23 protein-coding genes are annotated in these 19,689 nt (G+C 53.0%); 14 read left to right on the top strand and 9 right to left on the bottom strand.

The window, feature by feature from the left end:
- The first annotated feature begins 71 nt into the window (after positions 1 to 71).
- Entirely contained in the window at positions 72 to 830 is a 759-nt protein-coding gene (locus GFB57_RS08585; protein ID WP_003027053.1) for a M48 family metallopeptidase, read from the top strand.
- Positions 831 to 1,026: 196 nt separating this feature from the next.
- On the opposite strand, the gene speB is transcribed toward GFB57_RS08585, so the two are convergent.
- The 4 genes from speB to GFB57_RS08565 all read right to left on the bottom strand — a co-directional run bounded on the left by speB (position 1,027) and on the right by GFB57_RS08565 (position 4,530).
- Entirely contained in the window at positions 1,027 to 1,947 is a 921-nt protein-coding gene (speB, locus tag GFB57_RS08580) for an agmatinase (RefSeq protein ID WP_003027056.1), read from the bottom strand.
- Between the two features lie 237 nt (positions 1,948 to 2,184).
- Entirely contained in the window at positions 2,185 to 4,161 is a 1,977-nt protein-coding gene (speA, locus tag GFB57_RS08575) for a biosynthetic arginine decarboxylase (RefSeq protein WP_003027059.1), read from the bottom strand.
- An 8-nt stretch (positions 4,162 to 4,169) separates the two neighbouring features.
- Positions 4,170 to 4,301: an acid stress response protein YqgB gene (gene yqgB, locus GFB57_RS08570; protein ID WP_003027062.1), complete on the bottom strand. Its 132-nt coding sequence runs from the start codon at positions 4,299 to 4,301 to the stop codon at positions 4,170 to 4,172.
- Between the two features lie 91 nt (positions 4,302 to 4,392).
- Positions 4,393 to 4,530 carry a hypothetical protein gene (locus tag GFB57_RS08565; RefSeq protein WP_269430403.1) on the bottom strand — a complete coding sequence of 46 codons (138 nt, stop codon included), beginning with the start codon at positions 4,528 to 4,530 and terminating at the stop codon, positions 4,393 to 4,395.
- A 418-nt stretch (positions 4,531 to 4,948) separates the two neighbouring features.
- Between GFB57_RS08565 and metK the strand changes: the two genes are divergently transcribed.
- The 8 genes from metK (at position 4,949) to ruvX (ending at position 12,202) form a co-directional block, all read left to right on the top strand.
- A complete protein-coding gene (gene metK, locus GFB57_RS08560; RefSeq protein WP_003027071.1) occupies positions 4,949 to 6,103 on the top strand; it encodes a methionine adenosyltransferase in 1,155 nt (384 codons plus the stop codon).
- A gap of 399 nt (positions 6,104 to 6,502) precedes the next feature.
- A complete protein-coding gene (galP, locus tag GFB57_RS08555) occupies positions 6,503 to 7,897 on the top strand; it encodes a galactose/proton symporter (protein ID WP_003027074.1) in 1,395 nt (464 codons plus the stop codon).
- 77 nt (positions 7,898 to 7,974) lie between these two features.
- Positions 7,975 to 8,472, top strand: coding sequence for a SprT family zinc-dependent metalloprotease (locus GFB57_RS08550; RefSeq protein WP_290366958.1), 498 nt, complete (start codon positions 7,975 to 7,977; stop codon positions 8,470 to 8,472).
- A gap of 94 nt (positions 8,473 to 8,566) precedes the next feature.
- Positions 8,567 to 9,274 (top strand): deoxyribonuclease I, encoded by a 708-nt coding sequence (endA, locus tag GFB57_RS08545; protein WP_003027077.1) that lies wholly within the window; start codon positions 8,567 to 8,569, stop codon positions 9,272 to 9,274.
- A gap of 74 nt (positions 9,275 to 9,348) precedes the next feature.
- The gene (gene rsmE / locus GFB57_RS08540; protein ID WP_003027080.1) at positions 9,349 to 10,080 is read left to right on the top strand and encodes a 16S rRNA (uracil(1498)-N(3))-methyltransferase; all 732 of its coding nucleotides are present in this window, start codon (positions 9,349 to 9,351) and stop codon (positions 10,078 to 10,080) included.
- 19 nt (positions 10,081 to 10,099) lie between these two features.
- Positions 10,100 to 11,047, top strand: coding sequence for a glutathione synthase (gene gshB, locus GFB57_RS08535; protein WP_003027083.1), 948 nt, complete (start codon positions 10,100 to 10,102; stop codon positions 11,045 to 11,047).
- 175 nt (positions 11,048 to 11,222) lie between these two features.
- Entirely contained in the window at positions 11,223 to 11,786 is a 564-nt protein-coding gene (locus GFB57_RS08530; protein ID WP_003027086.1) for a YqgE/AlgH family protein, read from the top strand.
- Positions 11,786 to 12,202 carry a Holliday junction resolvase RuvX gene (ruvX, locus tag GFB57_RS08525; RefSeq protein ID WP_003027087.1) on the top strand — a complete coding sequence of 139 codons (417 nt, stop codon included), beginning with the start codon at positions 11,786 to 11,788 and terminating at the stop codon, positions 12,200 to 12,202. Before GFB57_RS08530 ends, ruvX begins: the two co-directional genes overlap by 1 nt.
- Here ruvX and GFB57_RS08520 read toward each other — a convergent pair.
- On the bottom strand, positions 12,199 to 13,179 hold the full coding sequence (locus tag GFB57_RS08520; RefSeq protein WP_003027090.1) for a type IV pilus twitching motility protein PilT: 981 nt from the start codon (positions 13,177 to 13,179) through the stop codon (positions 12,199 to 12,201). The two genes, ruvX and GFB57_RS08520, sit on opposite strands and share 4 nt — an antisense overlap.
- Before the next feature lie 17 nt (positions 13,180 to 13,196).
- Here GFB57_RS08520 and GFB57_RS08515 point away from each other — a divergent pair, with 17 nt between their 5' ends.
- Genes GFB57_RS08515 through hemW form a run of 5 tightly spaced genes read left to right on the top strand, consistent with a single transcriptional unit; the run spans position 13,197 to position 16,503 of the window.
- The gene (locus tag GFB57_RS08515; RefSeq protein ID WP_003027093.1) at positions 13,197 to 13,901 is read left to right on the top strand and encodes a YggS family pyridoxal phosphate-dependent enzyme; all 705 of its coding nucleotides are present in this window, start codon (positions 13,197 to 13,199) and stop codon (positions 13,899 to 13,901) included.
- 18 nt (positions 13,902 to 13,919) lie between these two features.
- Positions 13,920 to 14,486 (top strand): YggT family protein, encoded by a 567-nt coding sequence (locus GFB57_RS08510; protein WP_003027097.1) that lies wholly within the window; start codon positions 13,920 to 13,922, stop codon positions 14,484 to 14,486.
- A complete protein-coding gene (yggU, locus tag GFB57_RS08505) occupies positions 14,483 to 14,773 on the top strand; it encodes a DUF167 family protein YggU (protein WP_003027101.1) in 291 nt (96 codons plus the stop codon). The genes GFB57_RS08510 and yggU overlap by 4 nt, the downstream gene beginning before the upstream one ends.
- Before the next feature lie 7 nt (positions 14,774 to 14,780).
- Positions 14,781 to 15,374, top strand: coding sequence for an XTP/dITP diphosphatase (locus tag GFB57_RS08500; protein WP_003027104.1), 594 nt, complete (start codon positions 14,781 to 14,783; stop codon positions 15,372 to 15,374).
- Positions 15,367 to 16,503, top strand: a complete 1,137-nt coding sequence (gene hemW / locus GFB57_RS08495) for a radical SAM family heme chaperone HemW (RefSeq protein ID WP_003027105.1) — start codon at positions 15,367 to 15,369, stop codon at positions 16,501 to 16,503. The genes GFB57_RS08500 and hemW overlap by 8 nt, the downstream gene beginning before the upstream one ends.
- A gap of 115 nt (positions 16,504 to 16,618) precedes the next feature.
- Here the strand turns inward: hemW and ansB are convergent, their stop codons facing one another.
- From ansB to trmB, 4 genes are all read right to left on the bottom strand, one after another.
- Complete coding sequence (gene ansB / locus GFB57_RS08490) at positions 16,619 to 17,665, bottom strand: L-asparaginase 2 (RefSeq protein WP_003027108.1); 1,047 nt, start codon at positions 17,663 to 17,665, stop codon at positions 16,619 to 16,621.
- A gap of 188 nt (positions 17,666 to 17,853) precedes the next feature.
- Positions 17,854 to 18,573, bottom strand: coding sequence for a DUF2884 domain-containing protein (locus GFB57_RS08485; RefSeq protein ID WP_003027112.1), 720 nt, complete (start codon positions 18,571 to 18,573; stop codon positions 17,854 to 17,856).
- A 49-nt stretch (positions 18,574 to 18,622) separates the two neighbouring features.
- Positions 18,623 to 18,949: a YggL family protein gene (locus tag GFB57_RS08480; RefSeq protein ID WP_003027115.1), complete on the bottom strand. Its 327-nt coding sequence runs from the start codon at positions 18,947 to 18,949 to the stop codon at positions 18,623 to 18,625.
- Complete coding sequence (gene trmB / locus GFB57_RS08475) at positions 18,949 to 19,668, bottom strand: tRNA (guanosine(46)-N7)-methyltransferase TrmB (protein WP_003027117.1); 720 nt, start codon at positions 19,666 to 19,668, stop codon at positions 18,949 to 18,951. Before trmB ends, GFB57_RS08480 begins: the two co-directional genes overlap by 1 nt.
- Positions 19,669 to 19,689 lie beyond the last annotated feature (21 nt).

Here is a 19,689-nt window from a genome sequence, read left to right as displayed (position 1 = left end):
TGCCGAGCGTCGGTTCACCTGCAAACGACGCATTTTTTAGAATAATCCTGACTTTGTGCGGAAGAGAAAAAATGAAAATTCGCGCTTTACTGCTTGCTACGAGCATGGCGGCGGCATTGACCGGCTGCCAGAACATGGACTCAAACGGACTGCTTTCCTCAGGCGCAGAGGCTTTTCAGGCCTACAGTCTGAGCGATGCGCAGGTAAAAGCGCTGAGCGATCAGGCCTGTAAGGATATGGACAGCAAAGCTACCATCGCCCCGGCTGGCAGCGAGTATGCAACGCGTCTTGGCAAAATCGCCGCCGCGCTTGGCGATAACATTAACGGCCAGCCGGTGAACTACAAAGTCTATATGGCGAAAGATGTAAATGCCTTTGCCATGGCGAACGGCTGTATCCGCGTATACAGCGGCCTGATGGATATGATGACAGACAACGAAGTCGAAGCGGTGATCGGCCACGAAATGGGTCACGTTGCGCTGGGTCACGTGAAAAAAGGGATGCAGGTTGCGCTGGGTACGAACGCCGTGCGCGCAGCTGCGGCTTCCGCTGGCGGTATTGTCGGCAGCCTGTCGCAATCGCAATTGGGCGATCTTGGCGAGAAACTGGTGAACTCGCAGTTCTCCCAGCGTCAGGAATCCGAGGCGGATGATTACTCGTATGATCTGTTGCGCAAACGTGGGATCAATCCGGCTGGCTTAGCCACCAGTTTTGAGAAACTGGCAAAACTGGAAGCAGGACGTCAAAGCTCAATGTTTGACGATCATCCGGCATCCGCAGAACGTGCGCAACATATTCGCGATCGCATGAGCGCAGACGGGATCAAATAATCTTCGAACAGTGCCGGATGGCGGCGTGAACGCCTTATCCGGCCTACAGAATTACAAATTTAGTCCAGCGATCGGGCGTTATTGGCGAAGCCAGTTTGAGACCGGACAGCGCACAGCCACCGGAGCGTACACGTAGTACGTGAGGATGGCGAGCACTGCCCGGGTTCAAAATGGCGAGTAAAATAGCCCGAAACCGTTACTCGCCTTTTTTCGCCGCCTGGATATAGAGCATTTCTAATGCTAACGTTGCCGCCGCCAGTGCGGTGATCTCTGACTGATCGTAGGCCGGAGCCACTTCAACAACATCCATCCCGACGATGTTCAGATCTTTCAGACCACGTACCAGTTTAATAGCACGATCGGAAGTCAGACCGCCGATCACTGGCGTACCGGTTCCTGGTGCAAACGCCGGATCCAGACAGTCGATATCAAAAGTCAGGTATACCGGCATATCACCGACAATCTGCTTAACCTGAGCGATAATGTCATCAACGCTGCGGTCGTTAACCTGGCACGCATCCAGTACGGTAAAGCCGTTGTCTTTGTCAAACTCGGTACGAATACCGATCTGCACAGAGTGATTCGGATCGATCAGACCTTCGTTCGGCGCAGTGTAGAACATGGTACCGTGGTCGAATTCGCAGCCGTTCGCGTAGGTGTCGGTATGAGCATCAAAGTGCACCAGCGCCATTTTACCAAAGTGTTTAGCGTGTGCGCGCAGCAGCGGTAGCGTGACGAAGTGGTCGCCGCCAAAGGAGAGCATGCGCTTACCGGCAGACAGCAGCTTCTCAGCATGCGCCTGCAGTTTTTCACTCATTTCACGCGCATCCCCGAACGCATAAACCAGATCGCCGCAGTCCACCACGTTCAGGCGCTCGCGCATATCGAAGTTCCACGGGAATCGGTTGTGCTCCCAGGCCAGGTTGGTGGACACCTGACGGATTGCCGCCGGACCATGACGCCCGCCCGCACGACCAGACGTTGCCATATCAAACGGTACACCGGTGATCACCCAGTCGGCGTCGCTGTCGTACGGCATGAAGTTCATCGGCAGACGTAAAAAACCAAAGGCGTTAGAAACCAGGGAGTTGTCGTATTGATGACCTAAGGTGCTCATGTACTGACCTCTTTAAAAATCGATGAAAAAAAATCCCCTCCGCGTCGTTAAGCCCGACGAGGAAGGGATTGATTTGGTAACTGCATATTTACGGCAAATTATCGCCGTTATTTTGTACGGATTCAAGTGAGTGCCACAAATGCTGCCCCCGCGGATTCCGACTGCCGGATGGCGGCTTCGCCTTATCCGGCCTACTTTCGTAGGAACGGTAAGCGCAGCGCCACCAGGCATTTATCGTTACTCATCTTCCAGATAAGTATAACCGTACAGACCGGCTTCAAACTCTTCGAGGAACTGCTGTTGCAGCTCAGCGTCCAGATCGGTGTTTTTCACCTGGTCACGGAACTGCGTCAGCAGGGTGTTCGGATCCAGCTGCACGTATTGCAGCATATCCGCCACGGTATCCCCTTCGTCGGACAGCTCAACTTCTACGCTGCCGTCAGGGAAGACGAACACGTCAACCGCTTCGGTATCACCAAACAGGTTGTGCATGTTGCCGAGGATCTCCTGGTACGCACCCACCATAAAGAAGCCCAGCATCGGCGGGTTCTCAGGGTCATATTCCGGCATCGGCATGGTGGTCGCAATGCCATCACCGTCAACGTAGTGGTCGATAGCACCATCAGAGTCGCAGGTGATATCCAACAGCACCGCACGGCGTTCAGGCACCTGATTCAACCCTTCCAGCGGCATTACCGGGAACAGCTGATCGATCCCCCACGCATCCGGCATCGACTGGAACAGTGAGAAGTTGACGTAAATCTTATCCGCCATACGCTCCTGCAGCTCGTCGATAATCGGACGGTGCGCACGGTTGCTCGGGTCGAGTTGTTTCTGCACTTCATGGCACATGTTCAGATACAGCTGCTCTGCCCACGCACGCTCCTGCAGGCTAAAGGTGCCTGAAGAGTACCCAACGTGAATATCGTGCAGATCCATCTGGCTGTCGTGCAGCCATTCACGCAGCGAACGACGGGTTCCCGGTTCATGCATCTCTTGCCAGGTTTCCCACATGCTTTGCAGGGCACGTGGCGCATCGTCAGCCGGAGGTGTGGCTTCGGTGTGTTCGCTACGCTCAACGCCGATAATGTTAGATACCAGCACGGTATGGTGCGCGGTTACCGCGCGGCCAGACTCGGTGATTACCGTCGGATGCGGCAGACCGTGTTCTTCACAGGCGTCGCCAATAGCCCAGATGATGTTGTTGGCGTATTCGTTCAAACCGTAGTTTACGGAACAGTCAGACTGCGAACGGGTACCTTCGTAATCCACGCCCAGACCACCGCCCACGTCGAAGCACTGGATATTAACGCCAAGCTTGTGCAGCTCAACGTAGAAACGCGCCGACTCACGTACGCCGGTGGCGATATCACGAATGTTCGCCATTTGGGAGCCGAGATGGAAGTGCAGCAACTGGATGCTGTCCAGACGACCACGCTCGCGCAGAATTTCTACCAGTTGCAGCACCTGGTTTGCCGCCAGGCCGAATTTTGATTTTTCACCGCCGGAGGACTGCCACTTGCCAGAGCCCTGCGACGCCAGACGCGCACGCACGCCCAGACGCGGAACGACATTCAGGCGTTCAGCTTCATCCAGCACGATAGCGATTTCAGACATCTTCTCGATGACCAGGTAGACCTTATGGCCCATCTTCTCGCCAATCAGCGCCAGACGGATATATTCGCGGTCTTTATAACCGTTACACACGATCACGCTACGGGTCATTCCGGCATGGGCCAGAACGGCCATCAATTCAGCTTTGGAACCAGCTTCCAGCCCCAGCGGTTCGCCGGAGTGGATCAGCGATTCAATCACGCGACGATGCTGGTTGACCTTGATCGGGTAAACGAGGAAATAGTCACCGTTGTAACCGTAAGATTCACGGGCTCGTTTAAACGCGGCGTTAATCGAACGCAAACGATGTTGCAGGATCTGCGGGAAGCAGAACAATGCAGGCAGACGCTGGCCCTGCGCTTCACGGGCTTTCACCAACTCAGCAAGGTCAACGCGCGCTTCGGGTACGTCCGGATCCGGGCACACGCTGATGTGGCCCAGTTCATTGACGTCGTAGTAGTTATTACCCCACCAGGCAATATTGTAAGTACGCAGCATCTTGCTGGCTTCCTGGGAACTCATTGCAACCTCCTGCATGGAGCGTAGTACACCGTGTTCGCCTGCTGACGAAGGCGAACCCAAAGAAATGTCGTCAGACATAGCGAACCTCAAATTTTATTAACAAGTGTAAAACAGTTGACTACTATCGCAATCCGAAGACGCGATAACAACCCAAATACAGGCAGAATTTGCAGCAGATAGTGCTGACGCTCCGACTGTGCGACCGGTTTCTTTTTCATATCAATGTAAACACGTAACCGAACTTAATGCTGACGGTTCGGCGAAACCACGAGAAAACTCTTGTTTACCAAGAGCGCCCTTGTTCAGTTCTTAGTGACCGTAGCCGGCCCTGGAGTCCTGAGAAGCGCCGAGATGGGTATAACATCGGCAGGTATGCAAGATGCAGATTGCGGGGAACATATGTACACCAGAACGGTGCGACAGATTCAGCAGAATACAACGGTTCATTATCTCGTATCACCTCCACGGTTGCTCCTTACGGAACGAACCCACAAGCCAAAGCTAAAGTCTTAACCCGGCTGGAAGTGGCAACACGATGAAAACGTCGTGTGCTTTTGTATGAGCCGCGCGCCGCGTTTTATACCCATAAGGAAGTCAAAAAGCAAAAGATAAATGCGTGCATTGCCAGCACCGTCAGGAAAAATTTCCAGTTACATTTTCAGTACAATGCGACCTCAATCAAAAAAAGCTGGAAATCAGGCGAAGAACTGTCCTAAAATAGCCGTCCAGATGTTAATCCATCTATACCGATTAACACTCAGACTGCCAGTGTCCGTCATCTGCAGACTCATGGTAGAATCTTCTACACATGGCTATTCCACTCGACAGTTTGAGCTAACCAAATTCTCCTTAGGTGAAATTAAATATGGCAAAACACCTTTTTACGTCCGAGTCCGTATCAGAAGGGCATCCTGACAAAATCGCTGACCAAATCTCTGACGCCGTACTGGACGCAATCCTCGAGCAGGATCCGAAAGCACGCGTTGCCTGCGAAACCTACGTCAAAACCGGTATGGTTTTAGTTGGCGGTGAGATCACCACCAGCGCATGGGTTGATATCGAAGAGATCACCCGTAATACGGTTCGCGAAATTGGCTATGTGCATTCCGACATGGGCTTTGACGCCAACTCTTGTGCGGTACTGAGCGCGATTGGTAAACAGTCTCCGGACATCAACCAGGGTGTTGACCGCGCCGATCCGCTGGAACAGGGCGCAGGCGACCAGGGTCTGATGTTTGGTTATGCAACCAACGAAACCGATGTGCTGATGCCAGCTCCAATTACCTATGCTCACCGTCTGGTGCAGCGTCAGGCTGAAGTGCGTAAAAACGGCACTTTATCCTGGCTGCGTCCGGATGCAAAAAGCCAGGTTACCTTCCAGTATGACGACGGCAAAATCGTCGGTATTGATGCGGTTGTTCTGTCGACTCAGCACTCTGAAGACATCGATCAGAAATCGCTGCAAGAAGCCGTTATGGAAGAGATCATCAAGCCGGTACTGCCGACAGAATGGCTGACTGCTTCGACCAAGTTCTTCATCAACCCAACCGGTCGTTTCGTAATCGGCGGTCCAATGGGCGACTGTGGACTGACAGGTCGTAAAATCATCGTTGATACCTACGGCGGCATGGCGCGTCACGGCGGCGGTGCATTCTCTGGTAAGGATCCGTCTAAAGTTGACCGTTCCGCAGCCTATGCAGCCCGTTACGTCGCAAAAAACATTGTTGCCGCTGGTCTGGCTGACCGTTGTGAGATTCAGGTTTCCTACGCAATCGGCGTGGCTGAACCGACCTCTATCATGGTGGAAACATTTGGTACTGAAAAAGTGCCTTCTGAGCAACTGACCCTGCTGGTGCGCGAGTTCTTCGACCTGCGCCCGTATGGCCTGATTCAGATGCTGGATCTGCTGCACCCGATTTACAAAGAAACCGCTGCTTACGGTCACTTTGGTCGCGAACATTTCCCATGGGAAAAAACCGACAAAGCCGCTCTGCTGCGTGAAGCTGCCGGTCTGAAGTAATTCCCTCACGGCTCAACGCTTATGAAGACCAGCCTCGCGCTGGTCTTTTTTATGTCCTTTTCTCTTCCATACCCCATAGCCAAAGCTACGCTAATCTCCCTTGTTGCAAACAACAAATGAAAGCGATTACATATCGTAGAATTTCGATCCAACATGAATCAACATCTCTTCGTTACTATGATTGCATCACTGTTACATTATATTTCAGCATTATCTTAAACCCAGACAATCAATGTTATTCATGCGAAATAAATAACGTTATTTTTCAATCAAATAACCAATAACTTACATGAATGCTAGTGTAACCGATTACACTAATGTGATGTGATTCGCATTTTTTTACCCCGTACTCACCTACCCTTAACATCAACAAAACTAGCTACCCAACCGGAGGGCATCATGCCTGACAATAAAAAAACGGGGCGTTCCAACAAAGCCATGACATTTTTTGTCTGCTTTCTTGCAGCCCTGGCTGGATTACTTTTTGGCCTGGATATCGGTGTTATTGCCGGAGCTTTACCGTTCATCACCGACGAGTTCCAAATTACCCCCCACACTCAGGAATGGGTGGTGAGTTCGATGATGTTTGGTGCTGCCGTGGGTGCCGTCGGCAGCGGTTGGCTCTCCTTCAAACTGGGGCGTAAAAAGAGTTTGATGATCGGCGCAATCCTGTTTGTTGCCGGTTCACTGTTCTCCGCCGCGGCACCAAACGTTGAAGTGCTGTTGGTTTCCCGCGTGCTGCTCGGCCTTGCGGTAGGCGTTGCGTCTTATACCGCGCCGCTTTACCTGTCTGAAATTGCCCCGGAAAAAATTCGTGGCAGCATGATCTCTATGTATCAGTTGATGATCACCATCGGTATTTTGGGTGCGTATCTTTCCGATACGGCGTTTAGCTACAGCGGCGCATGGCGCTGGATGCTGGGCGTGATCATCATCCCTGCCCTGCTGCTGCTGGTTGGCGTTATCTTCCTGCCGGACAGCCCACGCTGGTTTGCTGCTAAACGTCGTTTTGTCGATGCTGAACGTGTTCTGTTGCGTTTGCGTGATACCAGCGCAGAAGCCAAACGCGAGCTGGATGAAATTCGTGAAAGTCTGCAGGTGAAGCAGAGCGGCTGGGCGCTGTTTAAAGAAAACAGCAACTTCCGCCGCGCGGTATTCCTTGGCGTCCTGTTACAGGTGATGCAGCAGTTCACCGGGATGAACGTCATTATGTATTACGCACCGAAAATCTTTGAGCTGGCGGGCTACACCAACACCACCGAGCAGATGTGGGGGACTGTTATCGTCGGTCTGACCAACGTGCTGGCAACCTTTATCGCCATTGGCCTGGTTGACCGTTGGGGCCGCAAGCCTACGCTGATCCTCGGCTTTATCGTCATGGCCGTCGGTATGGGCGTGCTGGGTACGATGATGCACGTGGGTATTCACTCGGCGGCCGCGCAATACTTCGCTGTACTGATGCTGCTGATGTTTATCGTTGGCTTTGCCATGAGCGCCGGTCCGCTGATTTGGGTTCTGTGCTCTGAAATCCAACCGCTGAAAGGCCGCGATTTCGGTATCACCTGCTCTACCGCAACCAACTGGATTGCCAATATGATCGTCGGTGCAACCTTCCTGACGATGCTGAACTCGCTGGGAAGCGCCAATACTTTCTGGGTCTACGGTGGTCTGAACGTCCTGTTCATCTTCCTGACCCTGTGGCTGATACCTGAAACTAAAAATGTCTCTCTGGAACACATTGAACGTAACCTGATGAAAGGTCGTAAACTGCGCGAAATTGGCGCACACGACTAATCACGAAAAGCTTCCTCCCCCGCGGGAGGAAGCCTTCCTCTTGCAGTCCCTTCCCTGCCGCACTATCCTCTGGCGTTATGAAAACCTCCCGTCTCCCTATCGCCATCCAGCAAGCCGTTATGCGTAGCCTGCGGGAAAAACTCGCTCAGGCCAATCTCAAGCTAGAACGCAATTACCCGGAGCCAAAGGTGGTTTACCAACAGCGCGGAACCGCCGCGGGTACCGCGTGGCTACAAACCTACGAAATTCGTCTGAATCCCGTCCTGCTGATGGAGAACGTTGACGCGTTCGTTAACGAAGTGGTGCCCCATGAACTGGCGCATTTACTGGTGTGGAAATACTTTGGCCGCGTGCCGCCGCACGGCAAAGAGTGGAAATGGATGATGGAAAGCGTGCTGGGCGTGCCAGCCCGACGTACGCATCAGTTCGAACTGCAATCCGTGCAGCGTAAGACCTTTACTTACCGCTGCAAGTGTCAGGAACACCAACTGACCGTACGCCGCCATAACCGCGTGATACGCGGCGAAGCCGCCTACCGCTGCGTTCACTGCGGCGAACCACTGATTGCAGAATAATCTTCAGAATTATCAGGAACTTTTCTGATCTAACTGATTGCATACAGGAATGACTTTCGCTACGTTGCGGGCTCGTTTTGACACGGAGTTCGTGATGTACCGTAATTTTTCTTTTGCTGCGGTCTTGTTAGCCGCAGCATTTTCAGGCCCGGCTTTAGCCGAAGGCATCAACAGTTTTTCTCAGGCAAAAGCGGCGGGCGTCAAAGTTAACGCCGATGCACCAGGCGATTTCTACTGCGGTTGTAAAATTAACTGGCAAGGCAAAAAAGGGGTCGTGGACCTCGAATCCTGCGGCTATAAAGTGCGAAAAAACGAAAACCGCGCCAGTAGAATTGAATGGGAGCACGTTGTCCCCGCCTGGCAGTTTGGTCATCAGCGCCAGTGCTGGCAGGACGGAGGGCGTAAAAACTGCGCTAAAGATCCGGTCTATCGCAAAATGGAAAGCGATATGCATAACCTGCAGCCTGCGGTAGGTGAAGTGAATGGCGATCGCGCTAACTTCATGTACAGCCAGTGGAACGGTGGCGAAGGCCAGTATGGACAGTGCGCGATGAAGGTTGATTTCAAAGAGAAAGTTGCCGAGCCGCCTGCCCGCGCCCGTGGCGCCATCGCGCGTACCTATTTTTATATGCGCGACCAATACAACCTGACGCTCTCTCGCCAGCAAACCCAGCTTTTTAATGCCTGGAATAAGCAGTATCCGGTCACCGACTGGGAGTGTGAGCGCGACGAACGCATCGCGAAGGTACAGGGGAATCATAACCCCTATGTGCAACGCGCTTGCCAGGCGCAAAAGAGCTAACCTACACTAGCGGCAATATTTTTAACCATGCCCTGGCCTGTTGCAGCCCAGGGCCATGACGCGGATGTTTAACTATGCGCATTCCTCGCATTTATCACCCAGAGCCACTCGCTTCCGGTAGCCAAATTTCACTGTGTGAAGATGCTGCCAACCATATCGGCCGCGTACTACGTATGGGGCCAGGCCAGCCGCTACAGCTGTTTGATGGCAGCAATCAGGTATTCGACGCCGAAATTACCCACGCCAGTAAGAAAAGTGTGGAAGTGAAGGTGCTTAACGCTGAACTCGACGATCGGGAATCACCGTTGCATATCCACCTGGGCCAGGTAATGTCGCGCGGTGAAAAAATGGAATTTACTATCCAGAAATCGATTGAACTGGGTGTAAGCCTCATTACGCCACTTTTTTCTGAGCGTTGCGGCGTTAAACTGGACAATGAACGCCTGAACAAGAAGCTCCAGCAGTGGCAGAAAATCGCTATTGCCGCCTGCGAACAGTGCGGTCGTAATCGGGTGCCTGAAATTCGCCCGGCAATGGATCTGGAAGCATGGTGCGCAGAACAGGACGAAGGACTGAAGCTCAATCTGCATCCTCGCGCCAGCGCCAGCATTAACACGCTGCCGCTCCCGGTGGAGCGCATACGCTTGCTGATTGGCCCGGAAGGTGGGTTGTCGGCAGATGAAATTGCCATGACCGCACGGTATCAGTTTACTGATATTCTGTTAGGACCTCGCGTTCTGCGTACTGAGACAACTGCGCTCACCGCCATTACCGCGCTTCAGGTGCGTTTTGGCGATCTGGGCTAAGGCATAAACGGAGAAGAACATGATCAAGCTCGGCATCGTGATGGATCCCATCGCAAGCATCAACATCAAGAAAGATTCCAGTTTCGCTATGCTGCTGGAAGCGCAACGCCGCGGTTACGAAATTCATTATATGGAGATGGCCGATCTTTATCTGATCAACGGCGAAGCCCGCGCCCATACGCGTACCCTGAGCGTAGAGCAGAACTACGACAAATGGTATGAGTTCAAGAGCGAGCAGGATCTCCCGCTGGCAGACCTGGACGTTATTCTGATGCGTAAGGATCCGCCGTTTGATACCGAGTTCATCTACGCGACCTATATTCTGGAACGTGCAGAAGAGAAAGGAACGCTGATCGTCAACAAACCGCAGAGCCTGCGCGACTGCAACGAAAAGCTGTTCACCGCATGGTTTGCCGATCTGACGCCGGAAACGCTGGTCACGCGTAATAAAGCGCAGCTGAAAGCCTTCTGGCAAAAACACAGCGACATCATTCTCAAACCGCTGGACGGCATGGGCGGGGCCTCTATTTTCCGCGTGAAGGAAGGCGATCCGAACCTTGGCGTTATTGCGGAAACGCTGACCGAGCACGGTACCCGCTACTGCATGGCGCAGAACTATCTGCCAGCCATTAAAGACGGCGATAAACGCGTGCTGGTGGTCGATGGCGAACCCGTTCCTTACTGCCTGGCGCGTATTCCGCAGGGCGGCGAAACCCGTGGCAACCTGGCCGCAGGTGGTCGTGGCGAGCCGCGTCCATTAACCGACAGTGACTGGGAAATTGCCCGTCGCATTGGGCCAACGCTGAAAGCGAAAGGTTTGATTTTTGTCGGTCTGGATATCATTGGCGATCGTCTGACGGAAATTAACGTCACCAGCCCAACCTGTATTCGTGAAATTGAAGCGGAGTTCCCGGTTTCGATTACCGGTATGCTGATGGATGCCATTGAGGCCCGTCTGCAGAAGTAAATACGTTGCCGGATGGCGACGATTTCGCGTCTAATCCGGCCTACAATTGCACCCCGTAGGCCGGATTAGGCAAAGCCGACATCCGGCAAGCTATTTTCAGAGGGTGACATCTTCGCACTTTGCCCACATACTGGGCGCTGTTGCTTTTTTGAACCAGGAAACAGAACCTCTGACAATGAATTTACAGCATCACTTTCTAATTGCCATGCCTGCTCTCCAGGATCCAATTTTCCGCCGTTCCGTGGTGTATATCTGCGAACACAATGAGAACGGAGCAATGGGGATTATCGTCAATAAGCCTCTGGAAAACTTACAAATTGAAGGGATTCTGGAAAAGCTGAAGATTACTCCAGAAGAACGCGATCCGGCCATTCGTCTGGATAAGCCCGTGATGCTCGGCGGCCCGTTGGCAGAAGACCGTGGATTTATACTTCATACCCCACCGTCGCGCTTTGCATCCAGTATTCGCATTTCTGATAACACCATCATCACAACCTCCCGCGATGTATTAGAAACTCTGGGCACGCAGGAGCAACCATCCGAGGTGCTGGTGGCATTAGGCTATTCATCATGGGAAAAGGGCCAACTGGAACAAGAGTTACTGGATAACGCCTGGCTTACGGCCCCTGCCGATCTCAACATCTTATTCAAAACGCCGATTGCCGACCGCTGGCGCGATGCGGCGAAGCTTATCGGGATAGATATTCAGACCATGCCCGGCGTGGCGGGACACGCATGATGAACGGAACATTACTCTCTTTTGATTTTGGTACGAAAAGTATCGGCGTCGCCGTGGGTCAGCGCATTACCGGTACGGCCAGGCCATTGCCCGCCATCAAAGCACAGGACGGTACGCCAGACTGGAATTTGATTGAACGCCTGCTGAAAGAGTGGCAACCGGATGAAATCATTGTCGGCCTGCCGCTCAACATGGATGGCACCGAACAGCCCCTTACCGCGCGCGCACGTAAATTCGCTAACCGCATTCATGGTCGCTTTGGCGTAACCGTAACGCTGCACGATGAACGTTTGAGCACCGTCGAAGCCCGCTCAGGCCTGTTTGAGCAAGGCGGTTACCGGGCGTTGAATAAAGGCAAAGTGGACTCCGCTTCTGCCGTTATTATCCTGGAAAGCTATTTCGAGCAGGGCTATTAAAGCCGCCCCTGCGCCTGTCGCTGCTGTAAACTTTGTGCAAACGTCTGCATACCTGTCTGCTGCCCGGTTTGAATCACGCCGGGTAGCTGATGCGTTTTCCCTTCGCGGATCAAATTGCCCACGGCGGGCGTGTTGACGAGCAGTTCGAATAGCGCCACGCGTCCCCCCTGCTTATCCTCCTCCAGTTTTTGCGAAAGAACCGCCCGCAGGCTATCTGCCAGTTGGTTACGCACAGGATCTTTCTCTGTTGCTGCAAAGGAATCCACCAGCCGCGCGATGGCCTGTGCCGCACCTCGCGTATGTAACGTTGCCAGCACCAGATGTCCGGTCTCCGCCGCCGTTAATGCCAGCCGAATGGTTTCCACGTCGCGCAGCTCACCCAGCAAAATAACGTCGGGATCTTCGCGTAGCGCACCGCGCAAACCGGTGGCGAAAGAGGCGCAGTGTGCGCCCACCTCCCGCTGTTGAATCAGACAACGTCGGCTGGTGTAGCGATATTCAATAGGATCTTCCAGCGTCAGAATGTGCCCCTCAATATGCTGATTAAGATACTCCACCATCGCAGCCAGGGTCGTAGATTTACCGCTGCCGGTAGCGCCTGTCACCAGAATCAACCCGTTTTCACTGTGAAGCAGTTCAGGTATGACCGCGGGAGGCTGAAGATCGTCTAAATGGGGACAATCCAGCGGTAGCAGTCTTAGCGCCAGCGAGGTTCCCTGCAGATGGACAAATGCGCTGGCGCGCAGCCGCCGGGAGTCCGTCAGGGTAACGGCAAAATCAATCTGCCCTTGCTCCTGCAACTGTACCTGTTGTTGCTCACTGAGCCAGCACATCAGCAGATTCTCTACGTCAGGCGCGGTAAACGGTGCGCTTTCGACTTTTCCATGTCTGCGCCAACGCGCAGGCCATGCATTGCACAGGTGTAGATCCGACACGTTATGCTTTACACTAAGGGCCACTATTTCTTCCATATTCATATGAACATCCTCGGAAAATGAACGATATCGCGCATAACCTGGCACATGTCCGGGACAAAATCTCAGCCGCCGCGACGCGTTGCGGGCGGTCTTCAGAAGAAGTTATATTGCTTGCAGTCAGCAAAACCAAACCTGCGAGCGCCATCGAAGAAGCCATTACCGCAGGGCAGCGTGCCTTCGGTGAAAACTATGTCCAGGAAGGGGTGGATAAAATCCGCTACTTTCAGGAAAAAAGCGTCAACGATCTGCAGTGGCACTTTATCGGCCCGCTGCAGTCCAACAAAAGTCGTCTGGTCGCTGAACATTTTGACTGGTGCCATACGATCGACCGTCTACGTATCGCTGCCCGTCTGAGCGAACAGCGCCCGGCAGACCTGCCGCCGCTGAATGTGCTGATCCAGATTAATATCAGCGATGAGAACAGTAAGTCAGGGATTCCGCTGGCAGAGCTTGATGCCCTGGCCGCTGAAGTCGCTGCGCTGCCGCGCATTACCCTGCGTGGTTTGATGGCTATTCCCGCTCCTGAGTCAGATTATGTAAGGCAGTTTGAAGTTGCACAGCAAATGGCTGTAGCATTTGCCGGGTTGAAAACACGCTATCCAAATATCGATACGCTCTCGCTGGGGATGTCTGATGATATGGATGCCGCTATCGCGGCGGGTAGCACGATGGTGCGCATCGGCACTGCCATTTTTGGTGCTCGTGATTACACTAAAAAATAAGGAAAATTAAGGAACACCATGAATACGTTGACCTTCCTGCTCTCAACGGTAATTGAGCTGTATACCATGGCGCTGCTGCTGCGCGTGTGGATGCAATGGTCTCGCTGCGATTTCTACAACCCGTTCTCGCAGTTTATTGTGAAAATCACTCAGCCCATTATTGGGCCGTTACGCCGTATTATTCCGCCAATGGGGCCCATTGACAGCGCATCAGCATTAGTCGCGCTCGTTCTCAGCTTTATCAAAGCCATCGTGCTATTTAAGGTGGTCACGTTCCAGCCGATCATCTGGATCGCCGCCGTGCTGATTGTCCTGAAGACCATTGGGCTGCTGATTTTCTGGGTGCTGCTGGTAATGGCAATTATGAGCTGGGTCAGCCAGGGTCGCAGCCCGGTGGAGTACGTGCTGATTCAACTGGCGGATCCGCTGTTGCGTCCTATCCGTCGCATACTTCCAGGCATGGGCGGGATCGATTTCTCCCCAATGATTCTGGTTCTGCTGCTCTATGTCATTAACATGGGTATCGCAGAAGTGTTACAGGCGACAGGCAACATACTGCTGCCGGGGCTGTGGATGGCGCTATGAGTGCCGTTACACCCTGCGACGACGGTCTGGTTTTACGGCTCTATATTCAGCCGAAAGCCAGCCGTGACAGTATTGTGGGTTTACATGGCGACGAAGTTAAAGTCGCCATTACCGCCCCGCCGGTCGATGGACAAGCCAACAGCCATCTGGTGAAGTTTCTCGGCAAACAGTTCCGCGTAGCGAAAAGCCAGGTCGTTATTGAGAAGGGCGAGCTTGGTCGTCACAAACAGGTTAAAATTATTCATCCGCAACAGATCCCGCCCGAAATTGCGGCGCTAACTGATTAGGTATCCCATGCAAAAAGTTGTCCTCGCGACCGGCAATGCCGGTAAAGTGCGTGAACTCGCCTCTCTTCTGAGTGATTTCGGTCTTGATGTTGTTGCCCAAACGGATCTGGGAGTTGATTCTGCAGAAGAGACCGGACTGACGTTTATTGAGAACGCCATTCTGAAGGCGCGTCATGCCGCGCAAATTACGGGTTTGCCAGCCATTGCTGATGACTCCGGCCTGGCAGTAAATGCCCTTGGCGGCGCGCCGGGTATCTATTCAGCCCGCTATTCCGGCGAAGATGCGACCGATCAGCAGAACCTGGAAAAACTGCTGCACACCCTGCGGGATGTCCCGGATGACCAGCGTCAGGCGCAATTCCACTGCGTGCTGGTGTATATGCGCCATGCGGACGATCCCACGCCTTTAGTGTGCCACGGAAGCTGGCCGGGCGTGATTACCCGTGAACCGGCCGGAAACGGTGGTTTTGGTTACGACCCAATCTTTTTTGTGCCGTCCGAAGGAAAAACAGCTGCTGAGCTGACCCGCGAAGAAAAAAGTGCGATTTCTCACCGCGGACAGGCACTGAAGCTGCTGCTGGATGCCCTGCGCAATGGTTAACCTTCCGCCGCTAAGTCTTTATATTCACATCCCCTGGTGCGTGCAGAAATGCCCGTACTGCGACTTTAACTCGCATGCGCTTAAGGGCGAGGTTCCTCATGACGACTATGTTCAGCACCTGCTGAGCGATCTGGATACTGAGGTGGCCCACGCCCAGGGGCGGGAAGTAAAGACAATTTTTATCGGTGGTGGTACGCCGAGCCTGCTTTCTGGCCCGGCAATGCAAACGCTGCTCGACGGCGTGCGCGCACGGCTGAATCTGGCCGCAGATGCAGAAATCACAATGGAGGCGAATCCCGGGACGGTGGAAGCCGATCGCTTTGTTGATTATCAACGCGCTGGCGTAAACCGTATCTCGATTGGCGTACAGAGCTTTAGCTCCGCCAAACTCGAGCGTCTGGGACGTATTCACGGGCCGGAAGAAGCCAAACGAGCAGCACACCTGGCGAGCGGTCTGGGGCTACGCAGCTTTAACCTCGACCTGATGCATGGTTTGCCAGATCAGACGCTGGAAGAGGCGCTGGGCGATTTACAGCAGGCCATCGCGCTCAATCCACCGCATCTTTCCTGGTATCAGTTGACCATCGAACCCAACACGCTGTTCGGTTCCCGACCGCCTGTTTTACCAGACGATGATGCGCTGTGGGATATTTTTGAGCAAGGCCACCAGTTGCTGACCGCCGCCGGGTATCAACAGTACGAAACCTCAGCCTATGCAAAGCCGGGCTATCAGTGTCAGCACAACCTTAATTACTGGCGTTTTGGCGACTATCTCGGTATTGGCTGCGGCGCGCATGGCAAAATTACGTTCCCGGACGGGCGCATTCTGCGTACCACCAAAACGCGGCATCCGCGTGGCTACATGCAAGGGCGTTATCTCGAAAGCCAGCGTGATGTCGCCGAAGCCGATAAGCCGTTCGAGTTCTTTATGAACCGTTTCCGGTTGCTTGAGGCCGCGCCTCGCGCGGAGTTCAGACAATATACCGGGCTTACCGAGGACGTTATTCGTCGACAGATCGATGAGGCTATTTCCCAGGGCTACCTGAGTGAATGCGATGAATACTGGCAGATTACTCAACAAGGTAAGCTGTTTTTGAACTCTCTGTTGGAGCTGTTTCTGGCGGAGTAATACGGTAACGATGTAGGCCGGATAAGGCCTTGAGCCGCATCCGGCAAATTGCCTGATGGCGCTGCGCTTATCAGGCCTACAGGGTTAGGTCGATGAGCGCAGCCACCTTCAGTCATTAATACTGATTAAACATTTCCTGGATCTGTTTAGGATCCTTGGTTTGAGTCAGCGCAAGCTGCAGCAGAACACGTGCTTTTTGCGGGTTCAGGGAACCTGAAGCCACAAATCCGTATTTTGCATCATCAACTTCTGCATCCTGCGTGGTGGCACCCGTTGGTACACGAGATGAACGCACCACAACGGTACCTTTATGCGCGGCGGTTGCCAGCGTATCGAAAATGGTTTTATACAAGTTACCGTTACCTACACCTGCACTAACGATCCCTGCGTAACCCGCATCTACCAGTGCTTTTGCCGGCAGATCGGAGGCGTTAGCATAGTTGTAAACAATCCCAACTTTCGGCAACTCGGTCAGCTTAGAAACATCGAACGGAGTAGACGTGGTGTGCTTACGCGCAGGCGTACGCTGGTAGTCGATTTTACCGTTATGAATGTAACCCAACGGGCCGTAGTTAACGGATTTGAAGGTAGCAACGTCGGTAGTGTTGGTTTTAGTCACGTCGCGACCATCCATAACGGTGTCGTTCATCACCACCAGCACTCCGCGGTTGGCAGAGGCTTTGTCTGCGGCAGTTACCACTGCGTTATACAGGTTGAACGGGCCATCAGCACTCATACCCGTAGATGGACGCATGGCGCCGACCAGCACGACCGGCTTGTTGCACTTGACGGTCAGGTCGAGGAAATAGGCGGTTTCTTCCATGGTATCCGTACCATGTGTCACCACGAAGCCGTCGGTTTTATCACACTCGGTATTAATCTTTTTGGCCAGCGTTAACCAGACTTCGTCATTCATATCCTGGGAGCCGATGTTCACCACCTGCTCGCCTTTAACGACAGCGATATCTTTCAACTGAGGAACGGCTTCAACCAGATTTTCTACGCCAACCTTGCCTGCCGTGTAGTTAGATTTTGTCGCGGAATCACCGCCACCAGCAATCGTCCCGCCGGTCGCTAAAATAGTGATATTTGGCAGTGCAAGCGCCGCGCCGCTGAAACCCATAACCAGTGCGGCAAGCGCCGTTTTCTTGAAAAACTCCATGTTATTTCTCCAGTTACTTGAATTTGCAGCATTATGTCTATCCTACAGATGAATAATGTGACGAGTTCCAATTAACCAGATTTATATCTCCATCAAATTGTTATTCTTAGAGATGGATATCAAAAAAACAGAAAAGTACAAAATAAAACGGCGCAGAATGTTTCTGCGCCGTTAAAAAGAGGTGAAGATTATTTCAGAGTGCTAACCAGCGTTTTACGATCGTTTTCCAGCGTCACGACGCGGGCACAAACATCTTTGCCAAACTGTTGGAAGTCTTGTTCCTGATTCTTCCATTCGTTTTGAATTGAGGTTTGCAAGCCACCAAGGCTACCGAGCACGCCCTGCAACGGATTACCACCGCCTTTGAGTACGGCTTTGGCACCCATTTCGTTGATGCTGTCCTGCAAAATACCGCCCATCGCCTGATTAACCAGCTGTTGTCCGTCCGCGCGGACTTGATCAATCGCCTTATAATGGAAGGTCAGGCCATCAGTTCGATGCTCGATGATGCGGTTCATCTGCTCTTTCAATTGCGCATCCAGCTTGGTTAAGCGGCCACGCATGTTGCTGCTTTCACCGACCTCTTTGGCGATGATTTTATCCAGCGCCACGCGACCTTTCTCTACGCGCGCTCTGGCACCTTCGTCAATCCACGGCAGGCTGCTACGCAACGCCGCCTGATAATCTTTGGCTTGCTCACGCTGTGCGGCGTTCAGGTTGTACTGTTTACCGTTAAAGGTGACATCGCCGGTCTGGGTAATAATCAGGTCGCCGTTCTCGCCCTTCACCTGCACCGTTTGTGGGCTCAAAATCACATCGTCACGCGGGGTGACGCTGCACTGGTAATCTGCATGTGCGGCCATCGCCGTGAACGTTAGGACTGCCGCCAGCAGCGTTTTGCGCATCATATCTTTCCCTCAAGACAAATCGGGCCGGCATTTGCCGACCCTGTGCTACTTAGTCCCACCAAATATCGAAAAGTTCGCTGGTACGCACTTCTTCGAGTTTGTGCTCTTCCAGCCACTTACGCACGATTGCCTGGTGTTCTTCGGTGCATTTGCCGATTTCCTGCAGACAGATCAGACCTTCCCAGGCCAGATAGCCGCTGCCGTCAAAAGCCAGCTTGTTCGGTTCGATAACTTCATTGATAAAGTCATCAACGATTTGATCGACCTGCTCTCCAGATGTACCTTCCGGGAAACGCCATGCAACCGAAAATCCTACTTCCTGGAATTCTTCGATGTGCATCTTTTTACGCAGACGACGGCTACGGTTCTTTGCCATTATTTCACCCTCTCGAACATTAAGTCCCATACGCCGTGGCCAAGACGATGACCACGTTGTTCAAATTTGGTTACCGGGCGCGATTGTGGGCGCGGTACATAATCGTTACTCTCAGACTGGTTTTTATACCCGTCAATGGAGGACATCACTTCCAGCATATGTTCCGCATAAGCTTCCCAGTCGGTTGCCATGTGGAATACGCCGCCCAGCTTCAGCTTACTTAAGATATGCTCAGCAAACGGTACCTGAACGATACGGCGTTTATTATGACGTGCTTTATGCCACGGGTCAGGGAAAAACAACTGAACCATAGATAAAGAATTGTCAGGAATCATTTTATGCAGGACTTCAACGGCATCATGGCACATGACGCGCAGGTTCTCGACACCCTCTTCATGGGCTGAAGCCAGACACGCACCAACGCCCGGCGAGTGAACCTCAATGCCAAGGAAATTCTGTTCCGGACGCGCTTTCGCCATTGCGACCAGCGACGCTCCCATACCAAAACCGATTTCCAGCGTGACTGGCGCATCACGGCCAAACAGTTCTGCGAAATTTACAGGCTCTTCGCTGAACTCAACGCCCATCACCGGCCAGTAGTTTTCCAGCGCGTGCTCCTGCCCTTTCGTCAGTCGCCCCTGGCGACGAACAAAACTACGAATCCGGCGCAGAGGGCGGCCGTTTTCATCAAATTCCGGTGAAATGACGTCGTTCTTCATAAAAGTTTAGTCTGCTGTGTT

This window comes from Citrobacter sp. S39 (assembly GCF_009495675.1).
Lineage (GTDB): Bacteria > Pseudomonadota > Gammaproteobacteria > Enterobacterales > Enterobacteriaceae > Citrobacter > Citrobacter freundii.
Note: the sequence above shows the minus strand (reverse complement) of the source record. Positions and strands in the feature narration are given on the sequence as shown.

Coding starts and splice junctions, on each gene's coding strand:
- trmB (WP_003027117.1), bottom strand. CDS start 19,668: ATGAAGAACGACGTCATTTCACCGGAATTTGATGAAAACGGCCGCCCT.
- GFB57_RS08500 (WP_003027104.1), top strand. CDS start 14,781: ATGCAAAAAGTTGTCCTCGCGACCGGCAATGCCGGTAAAGTGCGTGAA.
- galP (WP_003027074.1), top strand. CDS start 6,503: ATGCCTGACAATAAAAAAACGGGGCGTTCCAACAAAGCCATGACATTT.
- GFB57_RS08520 (WP_003027090.1), bottom strand. CDS start 13,179: ATGAATATGGAAGAAATAGTGGCCCTTAGTGTAAAGCATAACGTGTCG.
- GFB57_RS08565 (WP_269430403.1), bottom strand. CDS start 4,530: ATGAACCGTTGTATTCTGCTGAATCTGTCGCACCGTTCTGGTGTACAT.
- speA (WP_003027059.1), bottom strand. CDS start 4,161: ATGTCTGACGACATTTCTTTGGGTTCGCCTTCGTCAGCAGGCGAACAC.
- metK (WP_003027071.1), top strand. CDS start 4,949: ATGGCAAAACACCTTTTTACGTCCGAGTCCGTATCAGAAGGGCATCCT.
- ruvX (WP_003027087.1), top strand. CDS start 11,786: ATGAACGGAACATTACTCTCTTTTGATTTTGGTACGAAAAGTATCGGC.
- yggU (WP_003027101.1), top strand. CDS start 14,483: ATGAGTGCCGTTACACCCTGCGACGACGGTCTGGTTTTACGGCTCTAT.
- endA (WP_003027077.1), top strand. CDS start 8,567: ATGTACCGTAATTTTTCTTTTGCTGCGGTCTTGTTAGCCGCAGCATTT.
- speB (WP_003027056.1), bottom strand. CDS start 1,947: ATGAGCACCTTAGGTCATCAATACGACAACTCCCTGGTTTCTAACGCC.
- GFB57_RS08485 (WP_003027112.1), bottom strand. CDS start 18,573: ATGATGCGCAAAACGCTGCTGGCGGCAGTCCTAACGTTCACGGCGATG.
- GFB57_RS08510 (WP_003027097.1), top strand. CDS start 13,920: ATGAATACGTTGACCTTCCTGCTCTCAACGGTAATTGAGCTGTATACC.
- GFB57_RS08585 (WP_003027053.1), top strand. CDS start 72: ATGAAAATTCGCGCTTTACTGCTTGCTACGAGCATGGCGGCGGCATTG.
- gshB (WP_003027083.1), top strand. CDS start 10,100: ATGATCAAGCTCGGCATCGTGATGGATCCCATCGCAAGCATCAACATC.
- hemW (WP_003027105.1), top strand. CDS start 15,367: ATGGTTAACCTTCCGCCGCTAAGTCTTTATATTCACATCCCCTGGTGC.
- GFB57_RS08550 (WP_290366958.1), top strand. CDS start 7,975: ATGAAAACCTCCCGTCTCCCTATCGCCATCCAGCAAGCCGTTATGCGT.
- GFB57_RS08530 (WP_003027086.1), top strand. CDS start 11,223: ATGAATTTACAGCATCACTTTCTAATTGCCATGCCTGCTCTCCAGGAT.
- rsmE (WP_003027080.1), top strand. CDS start 9,349: ATGCGCATTCCTCGCATTTATCACCCAGAGCCACTCGCTTCCGGTAGC.
- GFB57_RS08515 (WP_003027093.1), top strand. CDS start 13,197: ATGAACGATATCGCGCATAACCTGGCACATGTCCGGGACAAAATCTCA.
- ansB (WP_003027108.1), bottom strand. CDS start 17,665: ATGGAGTTTTTCAAGAAAACGGCGCTTGCCGCACTGGTTATGGGTTTC.
- yqgB (WP_003027062.1), bottom strand. CDS start 4,301: ATGAAAAAGAAACCGGTCGCACAGTCGGAGCGTCAGCACTATCTGCTG.
- GFB57_RS08480 (WP_003027115.1), bottom strand. CDS start 18,949: ATGGCAAAGAACCGTAGCCGTCGTCTGCGTAAAAAGATGCACATCGAA.